Source organism: Anaerofustis butyriciformans (genome assembly GCF_036289385.1).
Classification (GTDB): Bacteria; Bacillota; Clostridia; order Eubacteriales; family Anaerofustaceae; genus Anaerofustis; species Anaerofustis butyriciformans.
The window spans coordinates 301356-318794 of record NZ_JAYFFH010000002.1 but is presented as its reverse complement, the minus strand read 5'-3'; the positions used below and the strand labels follow the sequence as shown (position 1 = coordinate 318794).

Here is a 17439-nt window from a genome sequence, read left to right as displayed (position 1 = left end):
AGTTATAGTTAAGTATCAACCAAATCTTCCTGTTATGTATTCTTCTGTTTTTGGATGCTTTGGATTAGCAAACAAAGAAGAAGTTTTATTGTATTCAATTAATTCTCCAAGCAAGAAAAATGCTGTTTTATCAGAAATTCTTGCAGCCTGTTGCATATTATGAGTTACAATTACAACAGTATATTTCTTTTTAAGGTCAAATACCAATTCCTCTATCTTCATTGTAGAAATAGGGTCTAAAGCTGAAGTCGGTTCATCCATAAGAAGAATTTCAGGTTCAACTGCCAATGCTCTGGCAATACAAAGTCTTTGTTGTTGACCACCTGATAAACCAAAAGCAGATTTTTTGAGTCTGTCTTTTACTTCATCAAATAAAGCAGCACCTCTTAAACTTCTTTCTACAATTTCATCAAGTTCGCTTTTATTTTTTATTCCGTGAACTCTCGGACCATAAGCAATGTTATCATATATGCTCATTGGGAATGGGTTTGGTTTTTGGAATACCATACCTACTTTTTTTCTAAGCAATGTTACATCAATATCATTATCATATATATTTTCATTATCAATTAATATTTCCCCGGTAATTTTTACTCCATCTACCAAATCATTCATTCTATTTAAACTTTTTAAATATGTAGACTTACCGCATCCACTTGGACCTATTAATGATACTACTTCATTTTCTAAAATATCCATGTTTATATTTTTTAAAGCATGGTTTTCTGAATAATAAAGATTCATATCTTTAGTAATAATCTTTTTTCTCTTTTCCATTTTTCCTCCTACTTAGCCTCCAATTTCTTTGAAAGCAATCTCGCTGATACATTTATTATTAAAACAATAACTATAAGTATACTTGCAAGGGCAAAACATACTGATAAGTTTTCTCCACGTGATGCATATAAATAAAGTTGAACGGTAAGTGTTGCACCGCTTTTAAATATATGACTTATTACTCCATCTGTTAACATATATCCCATACCTGATGTAAATATCAAAGCTGCACTTTCTCCTACAACTTTACCTATACTTAAAATTACAGCTGTCACTATACCAGGCATTGAACATGGAAGTAAAATAGTTCTTATTAAATGAATTTTTCTTGCTCCCATACCAAGAGCACCTTCTCTGTACATATCAGGCACACTGCTTAAAGCTTCTTGTGTAGTTCTTATTAAAGTAGGAAGAACCATAATTGCAAGAGTTAAGGCACCTGATAAAATAGATACACCAAAACCGCAGAATATAGAAAAGAACATATATCCAAACAAACCGTAAATAATTGAAGGAATACCTGCAAGAGTTTGTGTTGTGAATTCAACAAGTCTTACGATTTTGCTGTCTTTCTTTGCATATTCATTAAGGTATATTGCACTTCCGATTCCTATTGGAACAGATACGATAAGTGTAAGTACTATCATATAAAGAGTATTTACAATCATTGGAAGAACCCCGACTGTCCCTTTAAGTTCGCTCGGAGATGTTGTAAGCATTTCCCAGTTTATACTGCCTGCACCTTTAAATAAAACATATAGAACCAAAGACAAGGCAAGTAATGCTGTAAATCCCGCACATAAAATAACTAAGCTTCTTAGTATGGTATCACTAATTCTTAACTTTTTATTTTTCATATTACCCTCCTGTCTTTAATCATATTTTTTATCTGCTTTATTTAAAATCATATTTAAAACAAAGTTTATTATCATAATGAAAATGAACAATACAAGCCCTATTGCAAAAAGTGCGTCTCTGTGAGTTCCAACGGCATATGACATTTCAGATACGATACCGCTTGTCATAAGTCTAACAGAACCGAATAATTTTGGTAAATTTACGCTGTTTCCTGTTACCATGATTACTGCCATTGTTTCCCCGATCGCTCTACCAATACCTAGAACAACCCCTGTTGTAATACCGCTTCTTGCAGCAGGAATTAATATTTTAAAAATTGTTTGCATTTTTGTTGCGCCAAGACCTAAAGAAGCTTCTTTATATTCATTTGGAAGAGCTCTTAAACTATCTTCACTTATTGTTACAATTGTAGGAAGTATCATTATCGCAAGTACAAGCATACCTGTAAACAAACATGCTCCGTATGATAAATTAAATACATTAGCAATAAAAGGTACAACCAATATTAATCCTACAAACCCGTAAATTACAGAAGGTATACCAGCAAGAATTTCAATAAATGGTCTTATAATATTAGCAACTTTTTTGTTTGCTACTTCACTTAAGAATACTGCTGTTAATACTCCCACGGGAACTCCTATTATTATTGCACCAAGAGTAGCACATATACTTGAAAGTATCATCGGTAAAATACCAAAGCTTGGGTTACTTCCTGTTGGATTCCATTCTGTCCCAAACAAGAAATGAAAAAGCCCTACATCTTTTATTGCAGGGAATCCTGAAATAATCATGTATAAACTTATCACAACTACACTAATAATAGAAACTACTGCGCAAACAAAAAATATTTTTTCAAATATACTTGATATTTTATCTTGTTTATATGTATTTTTTAGTTTCATTTATTTTCCTCTTCAATAAGCATTAATGCACCATATGGTGCATTAATGTTTTAATTATTTAATTTATGTAATTTATTATTTTACTTTTACAAAGTGGCTGCTTTCAACGATAGCTTGACCTTCTTCACTTAACATATATTCAACATATGCTTTTACTTCTTCAGAAGCATCTGTTTTTGTTACTACGATGAATGGTCTTTGAACCTTGTAGCTTCCGTCTGATACTGTTGCTTCTGTTGGAGCAACACCGTCAACTTTTACAGCTTTAACTTCATCATCAACATATCCTAAAGACATATATCCGATAGCGCCTTTTGTTGAAGCAACTGTTGATTTAACTTGACCTGTTTCGTTAAGTTCAGCTTTGTATTTACATTTTTCTTCAACACCAAGAATGCTTTCAAAACCATCTCTTGTACCACTACCAGCTTCTCTGCCAACAACTACGATTTCTTCGTCAGCTCCGCCAACTTCTTTCCAGTTTGTGATTTTTCCTGTGTAAATATCAGCAATTTGAGCAGATGTTAAATCTTCAACACCATTTTCAGGATTTACTACGATTGCAATACCATCGATTGCTACTTGAGTAATTTGTAAATCATCTGATTTTTCTTCATCTTTAACATCTCTACTTAACATACCAACTTGAGCGCTTCCATCAACAACACTTGTTACACCTGCTGATGAACCTCCGCCTTGAACTGAGATTGTTACTCCGTTTTTAGCAAGGTAATCTTCACCCCATGCTTTCGCAACGCTTTCCATTGATGTAGAACCTGCCATTGTTATTGATCCAGTTCCTTCAGAGCTTGAACCGCATCCGGCAAATCCCATTAAGCATAATGCTGCTAAACCTACAGCTAATAATTTCTTTTTCATATTCTTCATTTCCTCTCTTTATTTAATATGGTGCTATGATATACCAATATTTAAACTTTGGAAATCATACTTAAGTAAAAGGAATGTAAAATAAAAGTAAAGCTGTAAATTTTTTATATATAAAAAAACACTTAAACTCTATATAAAGTTTAAGTGTTTTTTACTAATCAGGTATGACTTCATTTAAACAATTAAAGGCATTTAACGTTCTTGGAAAGCCTATATATGGCAGACACTGGGTTATAACCGCAATAAGTATTTCTTTTGTATTTCCTACATTAATATTTCCTTGAATATGAGATTTAACTTGACTTTCACATCCTCCAAGAGATATTAAACAACTTAAAGTAATTATTTCTCTTTGTTTCAAATTCAGGCATTTTCTTGTATAAAAGTCTCCAAAGCACATCGCAGATAAATAATTTTGTATATGTTTTTGATTTTTTGGTGCATTTTCATGTAACTGATCGATAACTTCTCCAAAAATTTCTTTTTGAACTTTTAATCCTTCTTCAAATCTATTCTCTTCATTTGTTGTCTTTTGACTTTCTACAGGATAATGAATATTGTTTTCTTTAAAAACTTCTTTCATAATCTTCATAGCTTCCTTGACCTTAGCAAAACCAATATAAGGAGAACATTGTAATATTGTTTCATTTATTTCTACACTGCTTGCTTTTAAATTTAGGGCATATTCAATATGTTCTTTAAGAGATGAAAATAAACCATTCGCAGTTAAAACACTTATTGTAATAAGCTCTCTAAATTTTTTATCTATTAAATCACTACTTTCAAACACTTCTCCATAAATAAAATAATTCATTATTTGTTCAAATTCTGAATCTAATATATTTTCAACATTTCCGTTTGAAACAAGGTTTCTTAAATTTTCTTTTGCTAAATTAATTCTGTCATCTTTCATTTTTATTCACCTCTGAGTTCCTTTTCTTTTTTAAGACATTTTTCATATCTTTCAATTTTTTTATTTAATCTTTCAAGAGTTTCCTGCATTGAATTGATTCTTTCAATTAACTTTTCTCTTTCTTCAAATAATATATCTTTTCTTGCTCTTGCAGTTTTGTCACCTTCTTCAAATAATTTTACATACTCTATTAAACTTTCAATTGAAAGCCCTGCCCCTCTCATACATTTAATAAATTCTACCCATCCAATATCTTTTTCGCTATAATCCCTTATTCCTGAAGAATTTCTTTTTACCGGTGGAATAAGCCCAATACGCTCATAATATCTAAGCGTATCTTGAGATAAATTCATTTTTTTACTAACTTCGGCTATTTTCATTTTCCTTACCTCTATATTTTAAATATATAATTTTTAGTAATTTGTATTTCCTATATATAATTTACACCTTGGAGCTAACTCTAAGTCAATACTTTTATAAAAAAAGAACTGACAAAGCAGTTCTTTTTATTTTTTGATTACAGATTTATAAGTCTTAATCTTATTGTTTTCTTTTAAATCAGCCATAAACATATTGAATGGCTCATCTATTCCTGTTCTTAAAATATCATATTTATGTTCTTTTTTAATTTTTTCATCTAATTTAGAAGCCGCCTCAGCCTTTCTATCGGCATCAAGCGTAACTAGAATTTGATCCATTGAATCTTCAAACTTAGGTTCTACGATATTTTTATCATAAACATAAACTATATGATAACCATATTCTGTTTTAACAGGTCCTATAACTTCACCTTTTTCAGCATCGAATGCTGCTTTTGAAAAATCTTCAACCATATCAGAGTATTTAAAAGCGCCAAGATCAGATGCCTGTTCAACACTTTCATCATTTTGATATTTGCTCATTAGATCATCAAAATTTGCCCCGTCTTTTGTTGCTTGTTCATATATTTCTTTTGCTAAATCTTTATCTTGTGTCAAAATATGTTTTGCACTTACTGTTGAAGTGTCATATTGTTTTGTATTTTTTTCAAATTCTTTCTTTGCATCATCTTCTGTAGGTTTTTCATATGAAACTTCATCATGAAGTTTATTTTTGTAAGCATCAGCAGTTGCTACCCATGTAGCAGCTTTATCATATTGTTCTTTTGTTATACCATATGCATTATATACAGATTCCATTGTTTCTGCATCATAAATTGAATCATATGTTGAATTTTGTTTCTTTATATTATTAATTGTTTCATCTGTAACTTGAAGTTTTTTTGCTGTTCCCTCAGCATAAAAAGCAGCTTTTTCTTTTATTGTTTCTTCTGTATCTTCTTTTATTTCTTCAGGAGTTTTTGATTCCAACTCAGCAGAAGAATCAGAAGCTGAGTAATAAGAATTCATATAGCTGTTATATTCTTCTTCTATTGTTTTTTGAATATATACATAATAGTAAATATATGCCGGTACATCGATATCATCTACAGTCATATATGTTGAAGTTGCATAACCTTTACCTTGAACTTCGTTTCTGAATTTATCCATAAAACCATTAGTATAAGTCATAGCTTCTGAATATGTTGTCACGGCTTCTTTAAAACTTTTTTCATCTTTAAAACCGTATTTTTGCAACACTTCTAAATAATCATCATCTGATATATACTGACTATCTTCAATTCCTGCTAGTAAATTATCTACACCGTCTTTAACTTCTTTTTCATCAACTTTATAGCCATATTTATCAGCTACTGTTTTAATAAGCTCTCTTTCAACCATATCATTAACAATGTCTTCTTTCATGGTGTTAAAAGAATCTTCATCTTCCGTTATATCTTGTCCTGTTGTAGCATAATAATATACAGCAGTAAAATTAACAATTTCATTCATTTGAGATTTTAAAATTTCCGTATCATTAACTTTTGCAACAGCACTTGAAGCAAGTTTTTCTTCGTTTACCGTACATCCACATACAGATAATACAAAAAGCAGTGATACAGCAATACAAACAACTTTATTTATAATTTTCATAACATTTCCTTTCTGTTACATAAACTTTTATATTAATAATGATTAATCTTATAAATTATACACAATCCATCATAGATTATCAATTATTTTATCTATAAGCTTCATGATATTTATATGAACATTTCTAGTCTTTTTATAAGGGAAACATATTCTTATAAATTTTGTATTCTTTATAAATTTGCCCTTAAAGGTTTCATATAGATTATTTACTATATCTATATTGATTTCAGTATCTTTATCAAAATCAAAATATATCTCTCTATTTTGCTCATTTACGTTAATGCTTAATATATTTTTCATAGATGCTTTATTTCTAAGAAGGGATATATTAATAAGGTTCATTGTTGCAGATGGAATATCTCCATACACATCTATTAAATGATCAATAAGGTCTTCTTTGTCAGATTCTGTTTCAACGCCCGCTATTTCTTTATAAGTAAGAATTCTTTGCATTTCATCTTCAATATAATTCTTTCCTATATAAGCATCTACTTTCATATTTATACTTGTTTCTACTTCTTTTTTGGATACTTCCCCTTTGCTTTCTTTTAAAGCCTCTGAAAGCATTTTTGTATAAAGTTCATATCCAACCGAAGAAAAATGCCCGCTTTGATTTGCACCTAAAAGATTACCGGCACCTCTTATCTGTAAATCTCTTATGGCAATTTGGAATCCTGAACCAAATTTTGTAAATTCATTTATTGCTTTAAGTCTTTTTACGGCAGTTTCGTTTAATGCCCTGTTTTTTTCATATGTTATATAACAATAAGCATTTTTATTGCTTCTTCCTACTCTTCCTCTAAGCTGATACAACTGAGAAAGTCCAAGATTATTACCGTCTTTTATTATCATAGTATTTGCATTTAATATGTTAAGTCCATTTTCAACTATTGCCGTACATACAAGCACATCAAACTCTTTATTTAAGAAACGAAACATAGTCTTTTCAAGCTCTCTTTCAGGCATCTGACCATTTGCAAATTCAACTTTTAACCCTGGAATTAATTTCCTTAAATAAGAACAAGTACTTTCAGCATTCTTTACTGAATTATAAACAAAGAATACTTGTCCATCTCTTCTAAGCTCTCTGTTTATAGCTTCCTTGATTATATAATCATCATACTCAAGTACATATGTTTCTGTTTCTTCTCTTTCTTTTGGGGGTTTTTCTATTGTAGATAAATCCCTTATACCTATTAAAGACATATTTAAAGTTCTTGGAATAGGTGTTGCTGATAAAGTAAGAGTATCTACATTTTCTTTTAAAAGTTTAAGTTTATCCTTATGAGCAACTCCAAACCTCTGTTCTTCGTCTACAACAAGAAGCCCCAAATCTTTAAACTGAATACTGTCGGAAAGCAGTTTATGAGTTCCTATTACAATATCCACTTTTCCTCTTTTTAATTTATCTATTATCTTATCTTGCTCTTTTTTTGTTTTAAATCTTGATAGCATTTCTATAGTTACGGGAAAATCTTTAAACCTTTCAACGAAAGTATCGTAATGCTGCATTGCAAGGATTGTCGTTGGAACCAAAACAGCACATTGTTTTGAATCCATGCAGGCTTTAAAAACTGCTCGCATAGCAACTTCGGTTTTCCCAAAACCTACATCTCCACATACAAGCCTGTCCATAGGATAAGGTTTTTCCATGTCTTCCTTTACTTCCCTTACACATCTTTCCTGATCCTCAGTAAGCTCATATCCAAAACTATCTTCAAATTCTTTTTGCCAAGGAGTATCGGAAGAGAAAGCATATCCTTTTATTTCTCTTCTTTTTGCATAAAGGGTTATATATTCTTTGGCAAGCTCTTTTACAGCCTTTTTCGTTCTGGCTTTTGTATTTTCCCAAACCTGAGAACCTAATTTGTTAAGCTTTGGAGGTGCATCGTCACTTCCTATATATTTACTTACAAGATGCATCTTATTTGCAATTACATAAAGTTTGTCACTTCCCGCAAATTCTATCTCCAAATAGTCGTTATATAATCCTCCGGCTTCCATGTTTACCATACCAAGATATCTACCTATACCATATGTTTCATGAACTACATAGTCCCCTTTTGATATCTCGCTGAAAAATGCTTTCTCTTTCTTTTTATCAGATTTTTTTACTGTTTTTTTTGTTTCTTTCTTCTTTAAAATATCATTATAAGAAAGAATAAACATTTTTTCACTTAATATATTTACACCGTACTTTATATTTTCCTTTACAAAAGCAATTCTTCCTTTTGCAATATTTTCGCTGTAAGTTAATTTGTAATTATCCAAAAACTCGCTTAAGTTCTTTTTCTCTTTTTCATTTCTATATGTTATTAAAACTTTGTAATCATCTTTTAGGAAAGAAACTATACTATCTATTAAAAAATGAATGTTTTTTACATAATTGATATTGTCTGCAGATTTTATTTCTATTATATCTTTGCAGAAAAGATTATTTGATGTCATAGACAAATCAAAATAAATCATGGAATTATTCCTTATAAATATTTCCTCTACATGTGAAAAAGTAAAATGATTGTTTACCTGATTATTAAGAATTTTTCCATGTTCATAAAGGTCTTTTAATTCTTCTTTGTTTTTTTTGTAAAAAGAATTGTAGCTTTTCTTTAGTAGACTATAATCATCAAAAATAATTATAGGATCTGTAAATAAATCTAAAATAGACTTTAATTCTTTTAAGGCATAGAAAACATACTTGGTTGTAGAATTTGTATTATCTTTTATTTTTTCATAAAGTTCTCTGTAATTTTTGTCTATTTCTTCGTCCGTATTCTTTGCGATATCTTTTTCTAATTTTCCTCTTGCTTTTTTATTAAGTCCGTTTAATTTCTCAAAATTTAAAATACTTGTTTTTGCGGGAACTAAAGTAAAACTTTCAAGCATATCAATACTTTTACCGGTTACAGTATCAAATGTTCTTATTGAATCTATTTCATCATCAAAAAACTCTATTCTTACAGGTTTTTCTTCCCCCATAACGAACACATCAACGATTCCGCCTTTTACGCTATATACACCTTGTCCGCTTACTTCGTATTCTCTTTCATACCCAAAATACTCAAGAGTTTTTATAAAATCATCTATATCCCATATATCTTCTACCTTTTTTGTAATAATATCTTCTTTAGTAAAAAATACACCCTTTTCACATATTGCATTTATAGATGTTACAATAATCTTTTTCTCATCCATTAATGCATTTTTTATTACACTTACTCTTTTATTTGTAAGTTCCATTGAATGTGCATCTATAAATTCATGGGTTATGGGTTTTTGTGGATAATATAAAATATCGTCTTCACCTTTAATATCTATAAGTTCTTTATATACTTCCTTTGCCGCCAAATCATCTTTTAAAATATATATTATAGGATTGTTTTCTTTTTCATAAGTATACAAACTAAGCATATTTTTTAAATTCGCACTTACGCCATGAACAAATATGCTTCCTTTTTTATCATCAAATTTTATTCTTTCACCTAATTTTGTTTCGTTAAATATCGTACCAAACATAAATACCCTCTTAATGTTTTACTAAACGCATAAATTATATATTATTATAACATAATTAAAAAATTGCATTTTAAAATATATCATATTTCCAAATAATAAACATATCAAATTAATTGTATTTTTTAAATATTTTTATTCTTTTTTAATTTACTTCTCATACATATTAAAAAAAACTTTATATCATTATTATTTATAAAACCAAAGCATTATAGTATTATAATACAAAGGATGGTAAAAAAATGAGAAAATTTAACACAAAAGAAATATATGATAATATTGACTACCTAAATTTGTTTTCTAAACAGTATCAAAACCCTTCTCATGTAAGAGCAAGAATAATAGAGCTAAACTCTTCTCTTAATCTTCCAAAGGGAACGGAACACTTCATTACCGATATACACGGAGAAAACGAAGCATTTGAACATGTACTTAGGAACTGTTCAGGAAGTATAAAAAGAAAAGTTAAAGAAACCATAGGAAGTATAGCCAGCGAAGATGAAATAAGAACAATTACAACGCTTATTTATTACCCTCATAAAAAATTAAAACTTCTTCACGAAGAGAACAAAACCCATAAAAGCTGGTATAAACAAACTTTAAAATATCTTATTGAAATTCTTTCTACCGTATCGGCAAAAGCAACAAAAGAACAAATAAGAAATGTTTTAGATAAAAATTATGTAAATATCATAGAAGAACTTTTGTATGTAAACAATAAAGACGAAAAGAGAACATTATACTTTGAAAATATTTTAGACACAATAATAGATACAAAAGCAAGCGATGACTTCATAATAAAAATATGCAGAGCCATAAGAAAAATAAACCTTGACCATCTTCATATTATAGGAGATATATATGACAGGGGTAAAGGTGCACATAAGGCGATGGATATTATAGCAAATCACCACAGCGTTGATATTCAGTGGGGCAACCATGATATAGTATGGATGGGTGCTAATTATGGAGATGAAGCCTGCATAGCAAACGTAATAAGAATATGTTTAAGATACGGAAACATCGAAACCTTAAGGGATGGTTATGGAATAGGCATTTTAATGTTATCCTTATTCGCTCAAAAAACATATAAAAACTCAACAAAAGAAGATTTAAAAAACTTTCTTCCAAGGCTAAGCGATGAAAATCCCGATATAGATGAAATAATTCTTGCTAAAATGCAAAAAGCAATAGCCGTTATTCAATTTAAACTCGAAAGCCAAGTAATAAAAAATCACCCTGAATATAATATGGATAACAGAGATTTACTTTCAAAATGTGATTTTGAAAAAGGAACAATCCTAATAGATGAAAAGGAATATGAACTTAACACAAAAGATTTTCCTACAATAGATAAAAATAACCCTACAAAACTTACAGAAGAAGAAGAAAAAATAATAAAATCTTTAAAACAAAGTTTTATATCAAGTGAAAAACTAAGTGAACACGTAGATACGTTATTTACAAAAGGAAGCATGTACCTAGTTTACAACGGAAATCTTCTTTTCCACGGATGTATACCCCTAAACGAATACGGAACATTTAAAGAAGTAAAAGTTTGTGAAGAATATTATAAAGGAAAAGAACTGTTAGATAAAATGGAACTTCATTTAAGGAGTATTGCAAACAGCGAGCAAAGCGACAAATCATACTTCTGGTATTTATGGTGCTCTCCAAACTCTCCTCTTTTTGGAAAAAGCAAAATGGCAACCTTTGAAAGGTATTTTATAGATGACAAGGAAACTCACAAAGAAAAATATCTTGCATATTTTACAAAAGCAGCAAATAAAGAAGTTGCAAGAGAAATACTTGCAGAGTTTTCTCTTAATGATGAAAATTCAAAAATAATAAACGGTCATGTTCCCATTAAATTAAAAGAAGGTCAAAGCCCTATAAAAGCAGACGGGAAACTTCTTTTAATTGATGGAGGATACTCAAAAGCATATAGAAGCGTAACGGGTATTGCAGGTTTTACATTAACTTACAATTCTTACGGAATGAATTTAATAGCCCATCACCCTTTTGAAAATATTGATTATGCGGTAAAAAATGAAATAGATATAAAAAGTGAACAAAGATTTTTATATGACAACAATAAAAGAATTCTTGTAAAAGATACGGATAAAGCAAAAGAAATAAACAAAGAAATATATTATCTTGAAATGCTTCTTAATGCATATTTAAAAGGTATAATAAAATCACAATAAAACAGTTGTTTTTACAACTGTTTTATTTATTATGAGTAAAATCATTGTTATAAAAATATTTTACTACTCCAAGAGCTATATAATTAGAAAGCTGCTTTTGATATTCTTCATCATTAAGAAGCTTTTCTTCGTTTGCTTCACTCATAAATCCACATTCTATAAGTACACTTGGTATATTATCGTTTTTTAATATATATAAATCATCATGAGGCTCTATATTTCTTTCTTTTGAATATTTTGATGTATTATCCAATTGTTCTTTTATTCTTTTTGCAAGAAGTTCACTTTTTTCATGGTCTTTTAAGTATAAAACTCCCGCACCTCTGCTGTTATCAGTATGAGAGTTCATATGTATGCTTATTAATATATCGCAGTTTGATTCTTTTATTATTTCTCTTCTTATTTTCATATCATCTTTTTTTCTCCAAACAAGACTTCCGTCTTCATAAAGCCCGTTTTCACTATCTCTAGTTAAAACAACATTTGCTCCCATACTCATAAGAATATCTTTTAATTTTAAAGTTACTTCAAGATTGAGATCATCTTCATTTTTTATATTTCCCACTTTCCCAGGGTCTTTTCCCCCATGCCCTGCATCTATACAAATGGTTTTACCTTCCAATATATAAAGTGAATTATCAACATAAGAAGCTGTAACAAGAAGGTAGCAGCATATTCCAAACATAAAAGCAATCAATATAACAGCAAAAAGAGCAATATATACATATTTTTTCATAAAATTCCTCCTTAGTTATATATACTTTTGCTTATGTTTTAATATGAATATATAAATAATTTTTGTTTAAAATAATTTTTATGTTAAATAAAAAAATTTTATTTTAATTTTGTCATAAAAATATTTTATTTTGTTGACAGCAAAATAACCCTATGATATACTAAATAAGCATGTATCCGCACTGACAAAGGTAAAAAGAAGTTGATTTTCACACCTTAGACGGCGAGACAGGATAGTGGAGGTAGAAAGATATGTATGCAATTATTAAAACTGGCGGTAAACAATATCGTGTTCAAAAAGGTGACGTTATAAACGTTGAAAAAATTGTTCCAAAAAGAAAAAATCAAAAGAAAGTAACTTTTGATGAAGTATTAATGGTAAATGAAGATTCAAATATTCTTGTTGGAACTCCTGTAGTAGAAGGCTACAAAGTAGAAGGAAAAATCCTTGAACAAGGAAAAAGCGAAAAAGTTATTGTATATAAATACAAAGCTAAAAAAGACTACAGAAGAAAACAAGGACATCGTCAACCATACACAAAAGTTGAAATTACAGGTTTAGTAAAAGCTGAAGATAAAGCTGAATAATGATTAATATCGACATTAATATTAAATCGAATTTTATAAAACAAATTGAACTTAAGGGACATGCCGGAAGCGGCGAAAAAGGTTATGACTTGATTTGTTGCAGTGTATCAACCTTGTTAATAGCTTTAATAAACGGATTAAGCGAATATATAAAAGCTGATATTGATGTTAAAGTAGAAGAAGGTTATTCTCTTGTTAAAATAAATGAAGCAAATCAAGAAAAGAAAATAAAAACTGATGTTTTGACAAAGACATTTTTACTATCTGTAGAAAGTCTTAGCGAAGAAAACCCTGAGTTTGTAAAAGTAAATATCATGGAGGAATAAAATGATTAAATTTAATTTAGATAACTTACAACTATTCGCTCACAAAAAAGGGATGGGTAGTACAAAGAATGGTAGAGATAGTGAATCAAAAAGACTTGGAACAAAAAAAGGCGACGGCCAATATGTATTAGCAGGTAACATTTTAGTAAGACAAAGAGGAACTAGAATTTATCCTGGAGTAAACGTTGGAATCGGCGGAGACGATACATTATTTGCTAAAGCTGACGGAGTTGTTAAATTCGAAAGAAAAGGCAAAACAAGAAAACAAGTTAGTGTTTATCCAAAAGCTCAATAGAATAATTTAATTAATAAACTCCATACTAAAAGGTGTGGAGTTTAATTTTTTTATAGAGGAATAAATTATGTTTGTAGATAAAGTAAAAATTAATGTTAAAAGCGGAAAAGGCGGAGACGGTGCTGTAGCTTTCAGAAGAGAAAAATACGTTCCAAACGGCGGTCCTTCAGGCGGAGACGGAGGAAAAGGCGGAGACGTTATTTTTGTTGCTAATAATGCCTTAAATACACTTGAAGCATTTAGATACAAAAGAAAGTTCGCAGCTCAAGCAGGTGAAAACGGAAGCAGAAGCAACATGAGCGGTAAAGACGGCAGCGACATTAGAATTGAAGTTCCCGTAGGGACAGTTATTTTTGACAGCGAAACCGGTCAGCTTATTTGTGATATGGTAGAAAATCACCAAGAAGTTACGGTTTTAAAAGGAGGCAGAGGAGGAAGAGGTAATCAACATTTTGCAACTTCAACCAGACAATCTCCTAAATTTGCAAAACCGGGAGACGAAGCAGAAGAAAAAGAGCTTATATTAGAGCTTAAAACAATTGCCGATGTTGGTTTAATAGGTTTCCCTAATGTAGGAAAATCTACAATACTTTCAATGGTAACAAATGCAACTCCCAAAATTGCAAATTATCACTTTACAACTCTTTCACCAAATCTTGGAATAGTAAAATATAAAAACAGCGAAGAATTCGTTCTTGCTGATATTCCGGGACTTATCGAAGGAGCAAGTGATGGACAAGGACTTGGTCACCAATTCTTAAGACATGTTGAAAGAACAAGACTTCTTGTTCATGTTCTTGACGCATCATCAATAGAAGGAAGAGACCCTAAAAAAGATTTTGATATAATTAACAACGAACTTTCCCTATACTCTGAAAAATTAAAGGAAAGACCTCAAATTGTAGTTCTTAACAAAACAGATTTAATTAATCCTGACGAAAAAGAAGAAAAAATAAATGAACTTACAAAATACTTTGAAGACAAAGGATATAAGGTATTTAATTCCAGTGCAGCAATGAATGACGGTCTTGATAAAATAATGGACTGTATAGTTGAATTACTGCCTGAAACACCAAAAACACCTTTATTCTTTACAACCGAAGAAAAAGTAATCTACGCACCAAAAGCAGAAAAAGAATACGAAATTGAAGTTGAAGATAACGTATATTATGTTGAAGGAAAAATGATGAGACGTCTTATAAAATCCGTAAACCTTGAAGATTATGAATCAAGTATGTATTTCCAAAGAGTTCTTAAAAACAAAGGAATCTTTGAAGAAATGGAAAAAATGGGTATTAAAGACGGTGATATAGTAAACATAGAAGGTTTTGAATTTGAATATTATAAATAGGAAGTAAAAAATGAACAGCAAAGAAAGAAGTTATTTAAGAAAAGAAGCCAGTAAAATGCAGCCTATAATTCACATAGGCAAAGACGGAATGAGCGACAATATAGTAACTCAAGTAAAAGACGCATTAAAAGCCAGAGAACTTATAAAGGGAAAAATCCAACAAAATTCACTTGAAGATGTAAGAGAAGTAGCTAATTATTTAGCAGATAAAACAAACAGTCAAGTTGTTACAACAATAGGAAATACTTTTATACTTTATAAAAGAAATCCTGACAAAAACAAATATGAGGTATTATAATTAATGAAAGTCGGGTTTTTAGGAGGAAGCTTTAACCCGATACATAACGGGCATATAAAGCTCGCTTTATCGGCAAAGAAAGAGTTTTCTCTTGATAAAGTATTATTTATACCAACAAACATCAATCCAATAAAAGAAAATAAAAGCAAAGTTTCAACAATGCAAAGACTTAAAATGGTTGAACTTGCAATAGAAGAATACCCTTTTTTTGAAATAGATACTTATGAAATAGACAAAAAAGGGGTAAGTTACACAATTGATACGGTATCTTATTTAAAAGATAAATACAATGACTTATTTTTTATAGGCGGAGCTGATTTAGTGTTTGAAATACACAAATGGAAAGATTATGAAACTCTTTTAAAAGAAGTAAATTTCATAATAGCCAACAGACCACCTTATAGAAAAGAAGAGCTTAAAGAAAAAACAGATCTTTTAAATAAAGAATACAATGCAAAAATAACCCTTTTAGAAAACTTTAACCTTATAGATTTATCTTCCAGTGAAATAAGAAAGAATATTTTAAAAAATAACTCTTTAAAAATTCCTGAAAAAGTGGCACAATATATAATAGAGAATAATTTATATTATAACGATTAGAGGAAGAGTAACATGAAAGAATACACAAACATCAAACATGAATTAAAGAAAATGCTAAAAGAAGACAGATATATTCACACCCTTGCAACACAAAGAGAAGCAGTAAAACTTGCTAAAAACTATGGATATGATACAGAAAAGGCTTCCCTTGCGGCTCTTCTTCATGACTGTGCGAAAAATATGGATCCTGATGCAATGATTGATATCTTAAAAAAACAATATTTTAAAATAGATGAAATCGAAAGAGTAAATACCGCATTGTTACATGGAAAAGCAGGAAGAATAGTTGCAAAATTCAAGTTTAACATAACGGATGAAGATGTATTAAGTGCCATAGAATATCATACAACGGGAAAAGAAAACATGACTATGCTTCAAAAAATAGTTTTTCTTGCCGATGTTATAGAAGAAACAAGAACATATGAAGGCGTTGAAGAAGTAAGAGAAATGGCATATCAAAATATTGACAAAGCCATTGTAATGAGCCTTAACAGAACAATTCTTTCAATTCTAAAAAGCGGGAAATTACTTCATCCAAATACAGTAAATGCAAGAAATTATCTTGTAATGGAAAAAGAAATAAAAAATAAATAAAATTACCTTTTTTAAAGGTAATTTTTTTATTTCTACATAAAGTATAGTGTATAATATACATAAATAAAAACAGAGGGTAAAAAAATGAACAAAGAAGTAATAAATGAATTTGTGTATGATGAAAATGCAATAAACGAAGTAATGGCTTTTTGGTGTAAAAAAGAATTTAAGAAACTTTATATTTCATCTTTTATTTTACTTATTATAGGCACAGCATATTTTATTGCCTTTAAAAATTCACTTGGCGTTGTTGCAGTACTACTATCTATAGTAAGTTTTCTTTCAGGTAAATTTGCCATGAGAAAGAATATTAAAGCAGAAAAAGAAAGGGCTTTACTTTTAAATAAAGAAGAGTACCCTATATTTAACATTACCATAAACGATAAAATAACTATGAAATCTGACAAAACAGAAAGATCTGTCCCATTTGAAAGCGTTAAAGGCTTTGATGAAACTGATAACTTTATTGTTGTATTTTTACAAGGTAAAATGACAATACCTTTAAAAAAGGATAGCTTTATAAAGGGAAGTGCAGATGAATGCATTGAAATTCTAAATTCAAATATAATAAAAAAATAAAGC

General features: G+C 29.7%; 18 protein-coding genes. 9 read left to right on the top strand and 9 right to left on the bottom strand.

The genetic code is table 11. The features are described 5' to 3' along the window. Positions 1-15: 15 nt before the first annotated feature. The 8 genes from pstB to mfd form a co-directional block, all read right to left on the bottom strand. Complete coding sequence (gene pstB / locus V2W16_RS05030) at positions 16-777, bottom strand: phosphate ABC transporter ATP-binding protein PstB (RefSeq protein WP_138267947.1); 762 nt, start codon at positions 775-777, stop codon at positions 16-18. 8 nt (positions 778-785) lie between these two features. Continuing rightward, a complete protein-coding gene (gene pstA / locus V2W16_RS05025) occupies positions 786-1634 on the bottom strand; it encodes a phosphate ABC transporter permease PstA (RefSeq protein WP_329382498.1) in 849 nt (282 codons plus the stop codon). 15 nt (positions 1635-1649) lie between these two features. Then, positions 1650-2537 (bottom strand): phosphate ABC transporter permease subunit PstC, encoded by an 888-nt coding sequence (gene pstC / locus V2W16_RS05020; RefSeq protein WP_138267945.1) that lies wholly within the window; start codon positions 2535-2537, stop codon positions 1650-1652. Between the two features lie 75 nt (positions 2538-2612). After that, positions 2613-3416 carry a phosphate ABC transporter substrate-binding protein gene (locus V2W16_RS05015; RefSeq protein WP_138267944.1) on the bottom strand — a complete coding sequence of 268 codons (804 nt, stop codon included), beginning with the start codon at positions 3414-3416 and terminating at the stop codon, positions 2613-2615. 163 nt (positions 3417-3579) lie between these two features. Then, positions 3580-4338 carry a carboxymuconolactone decarboxylase family protein gene (locus tag V2W16_RS05010; RefSeq protein ID WP_329382492.1) on the bottom strand — a complete coding sequence of 253 codons (759 nt, stop codon included), beginning with the start codon at positions 4336-4338 and terminating at the stop codon, positions 3580-3582. A 2-nt stretch (positions 4339-4340) separates the two neighbouring features. After that, entirely contained in the window at positions 4341-4718 is a 378-nt protein-coding gene (locus V2W16_RS05005) for a MerR family transcriptional regulator (RefSeq protein WP_329382489.1), read from the bottom strand. A 126-nt stretch (positions 4719-4844) separates the two neighbouring features. Then, positions 4845-6350: a peptidylprolyl isomerase gene (locus V2W16_RS05000; RefSeq protein WP_329382486.1), complete on the bottom strand. Its 1506-nt coding sequence runs from the start codon at positions 6348-6350 to the stop codon at positions 4845-4847. Between the two features lie 69 nt (positions 6351-6419). Then, positions 6420-9866: a transcription-repair coupling factor gene (mfd, locus tag V2W16_RS04995; RefSeq protein ID WP_329382484.1), complete on the bottom strand. Its 3447-nt coding sequence runs from the start codon at positions 9864-9866 to the stop codon at positions 6420-6422. Positions 9867-10105: 239 nt separating this feature from the next. On the opposite strand from mfd, the gene V2W16_RS04990 reads away from it, so the two are divergent. After that, a complete protein-coding gene (locus V2W16_RS04990) occupies positions 10106-12070 on the top strand; it encodes a fructose-1,6-bisphosphatase (RefSeq protein WP_329382481.1) in 1965 nt (654 codons plus the stop codon). 22 nt (positions 12071-12092) lie between these two features. On the opposite strand, the gene V2W16_RS04985 is transcribed toward V2W16_RS04990, so the two are convergent. Further along, positions 12093-12806, bottom strand: a complete 714-nt coding sequence (locus V2W16_RS04985; RefSeq protein WP_329382478.1) for an N-acetylmuramoyl-L-alanine amidase family protein — start codon at positions 12804-12806, stop codon at positions 12093-12095. A gap of 251 nt (positions 12807-13057) precedes the next feature. Here V2W16_RS04985 and rplU point away from each other — a divergent pair, with 251 nt between their 5' ends. The 8 genes from rplU to V2W16_RS04945 all read left to right on the top strand — a co-directional run bounded on the left by rplU (position 13058) and on the right by V2W16_RS04945 (position 17436). Next, positions 13058-13393, top strand: a complete 336-nt coding sequence (gene rplU / locus V2W16_RS04980) for a 50S ribosomal protein L21 (protein WP_329382475.1) — start codon at positions 13058-13060, stop codon at positions 13391-13393. After that, complete coding sequence (locus V2W16_RS04975) at positions 13393-13719, top strand: ribosomal-processing cysteine protease Prp (RefSeq protein ID WP_329382472.1); 327 nt, start codon at positions 13393-13395, stop codon at positions 13717-13719. Before rplU ends, V2W16_RS04975 begins: the two co-directional genes overlap by 1 nt. A gap of 1 nt (position 13720) precedes the next feature. After that, positions 13721-14014 carry a 50S ribosomal protein L27 gene (gene rpmA, locus V2W16_RS04970; RefSeq protein WP_138267935.1) on the top strand — a complete coding sequence of 98 codons (294 nt, stop codon included), beginning with the start codon at positions 13721-13723 and terminating at the stop codon, positions 14012-14014. A 67-nt stretch (positions 14015-14081) separates the two neighbouring features. Further along, positions 14082-15365, top strand: coding sequence for a GTPase ObgE (gene obgE, locus V2W16_RS04965; RefSeq protein ID WP_138267934.1), 1284 nt, complete (start codon positions 14082-14084; stop codon positions 15363-15365). Between the two features lie 10 nt (positions 15366-15375). After that, positions 15376-15663, top strand: coding sequence for a ribosome assembly RNA-binding protein YhbY (yhbY, locus tag V2W16_RS04960; protein ID WP_138267933.1), 288 nt, complete (start codon positions 15376-15378; stop codon positions 15661-15663). Between the two features lie 3 nt (positions 15664-15666). Then, complete coding sequence (gene nadD / locus V2W16_RS04955; RefSeq protein WP_329382468.1) at positions 15667-16263, top strand: nicotinate-nucleotide adenylyltransferase; 597 nt, start codon at positions 15667-15669, stop codon at positions 16261-16263. Between the two features lie 12 nt (positions 16264-16275). Beyond that, positions 16276-16857, top strand: a complete 582-nt coding sequence (gene yqeK, locus V2W16_RS04950) for a bis(5'-nucleosyl)-tetraphosphatase (symmetrical) YqeK (RefSeq protein WP_138267931.1) — start codon at positions 16276-16278, stop codon at positions 16855-16857. A gap of 84 nt (positions 16858-16941) precedes the next feature. Then, a complete protein-coding gene (locus V2W16_RS04945) occupies positions 16942-17436 on the top strand; it encodes a YcxB family protein (RefSeq protein WP_138267930.1) in 495 nt (164 codons plus the stop codon). Positions 17437-17439 lie beyond the last annotated feature (3 nt).

Excerpts from the sequence above, each read along its gene's own strand:
- rpmA (WP_138267935.1), top strand. The coding sequence starts at position 13,721 with ATGATTAAATTTAATTTAGATAACTTACAACTATTCGCTCACAAAAAA.
- V2W16_RS05000 (WP_329382486.1), bottom strand. The coding sequence starts at position 6,350 with ATGAAAATTATAAATAAAGTTGTTTGTATTGCTGTATCACTGCTTTTT.
- V2W16_RS05005 (WP_329382489.1), bottom strand. The coding sequence starts at position 4,718 with ATGAAAATAGCCGAAGTTAGTAAAAAAATGAATTTATCTCAAGATACG.
- mfd (WP_329382484.1), bottom strand. The coding sequence starts at position 9,866 with ATGTTTGGTACGATATTTAACGAAACAAAATTAGGTGAAAGAATAAAA.
- V2W16_RS05010 (WP_329382492.1), bottom strand. The coding sequence starts at position 4,338 with ATGAAAGATGACAGAATTAATTTAGCAAAAGAAAATTTAAGAAACCTT.
- yqeK (WP_138267931.1), top strand. The coding sequence starts at position 16,276 with ATGAAAGAATACACAAACATCAAACATGAATTAAAGAAAATGCTAAAA.
- V2W16_RS04945 (WP_138267930.1), top strand. The coding sequence starts at position 16,942 with ATGAACAAAGAAGTAATAAATGAATTTGTGTATGATGAAAATGCAATA.
- yhbY (WP_138267933.1), top strand. The coding sequence starts at position 15,376 with ATGAACAGCAAAGAAAGAAGTTATTTAAGAAAAGAAGCCAGTAAAATG.
- rplU (WP_329382475.1), top strand. The coding sequence starts at position 13,058 with ATGTATGCAATTATTAAAACTGGCGGTAAACAATATCGTGTTCAAAAA.
- pstB (WP_138267947.1), bottom strand. The coding sequence starts at position 777 with ATGGAAAAGAGAAAAAAGATTATTACTAAAGATATGAATCTTTATTAT.
- V2W16_RS04985 (WP_329382478.1), bottom strand. The coding sequence starts at position 12,806 with ATGAAAAAATATGTATATATTGCTCTTTTTGCTGTTATATTGATTGCT.
- nadD (WP_329382468.1), top strand. The coding sequence starts at position 15,667 with ATGAAAGTCGGGTTTTTAGGAGGAAGCTTTAACCCGATACATAACGGG.
- obgE (WP_138267934.1), top strand. The coding sequence starts at position 14,082 with ATGTTTGTAGATAAAGTAAAAATTAATGTTAAAAGCGGAAAAGGCGGA.
- pstC (WP_138267945.1), bottom strand. The coding sequence starts at position 2,537 with ATGAAACTAAAAAATACATATAAACAAGATAAAATATCAAGTATATTT.
- V2W16_RS05015 (WP_138267944.1), bottom strand. The coding sequence starts at position 3,416 with ATGAAAAAGAAATTATTAGCTGTAGGTTTAGCAGCATTATGCTTAATG.
- V2W16_RS04990 (WP_329382481.1), top strand. The coding sequence starts at position 10,106 with ATGAGAAAATTTAACACAAAAGAAATATATGATAATATTGACTACCTA.
- V2W16_RS04975 (WP_329382472.1), top strand. The coding sequence starts at position 13,393 with ATGATTAATATCGACATTAATATTAAATCGAATTTTATAAAACAAATT.
- pstA (WP_329382498.1), bottom strand. The coding sequence starts at position 1,634 with ATGAAAAATAAAAAGTTAAGAATTAGTGATACCATACTAAGAAGCTTA.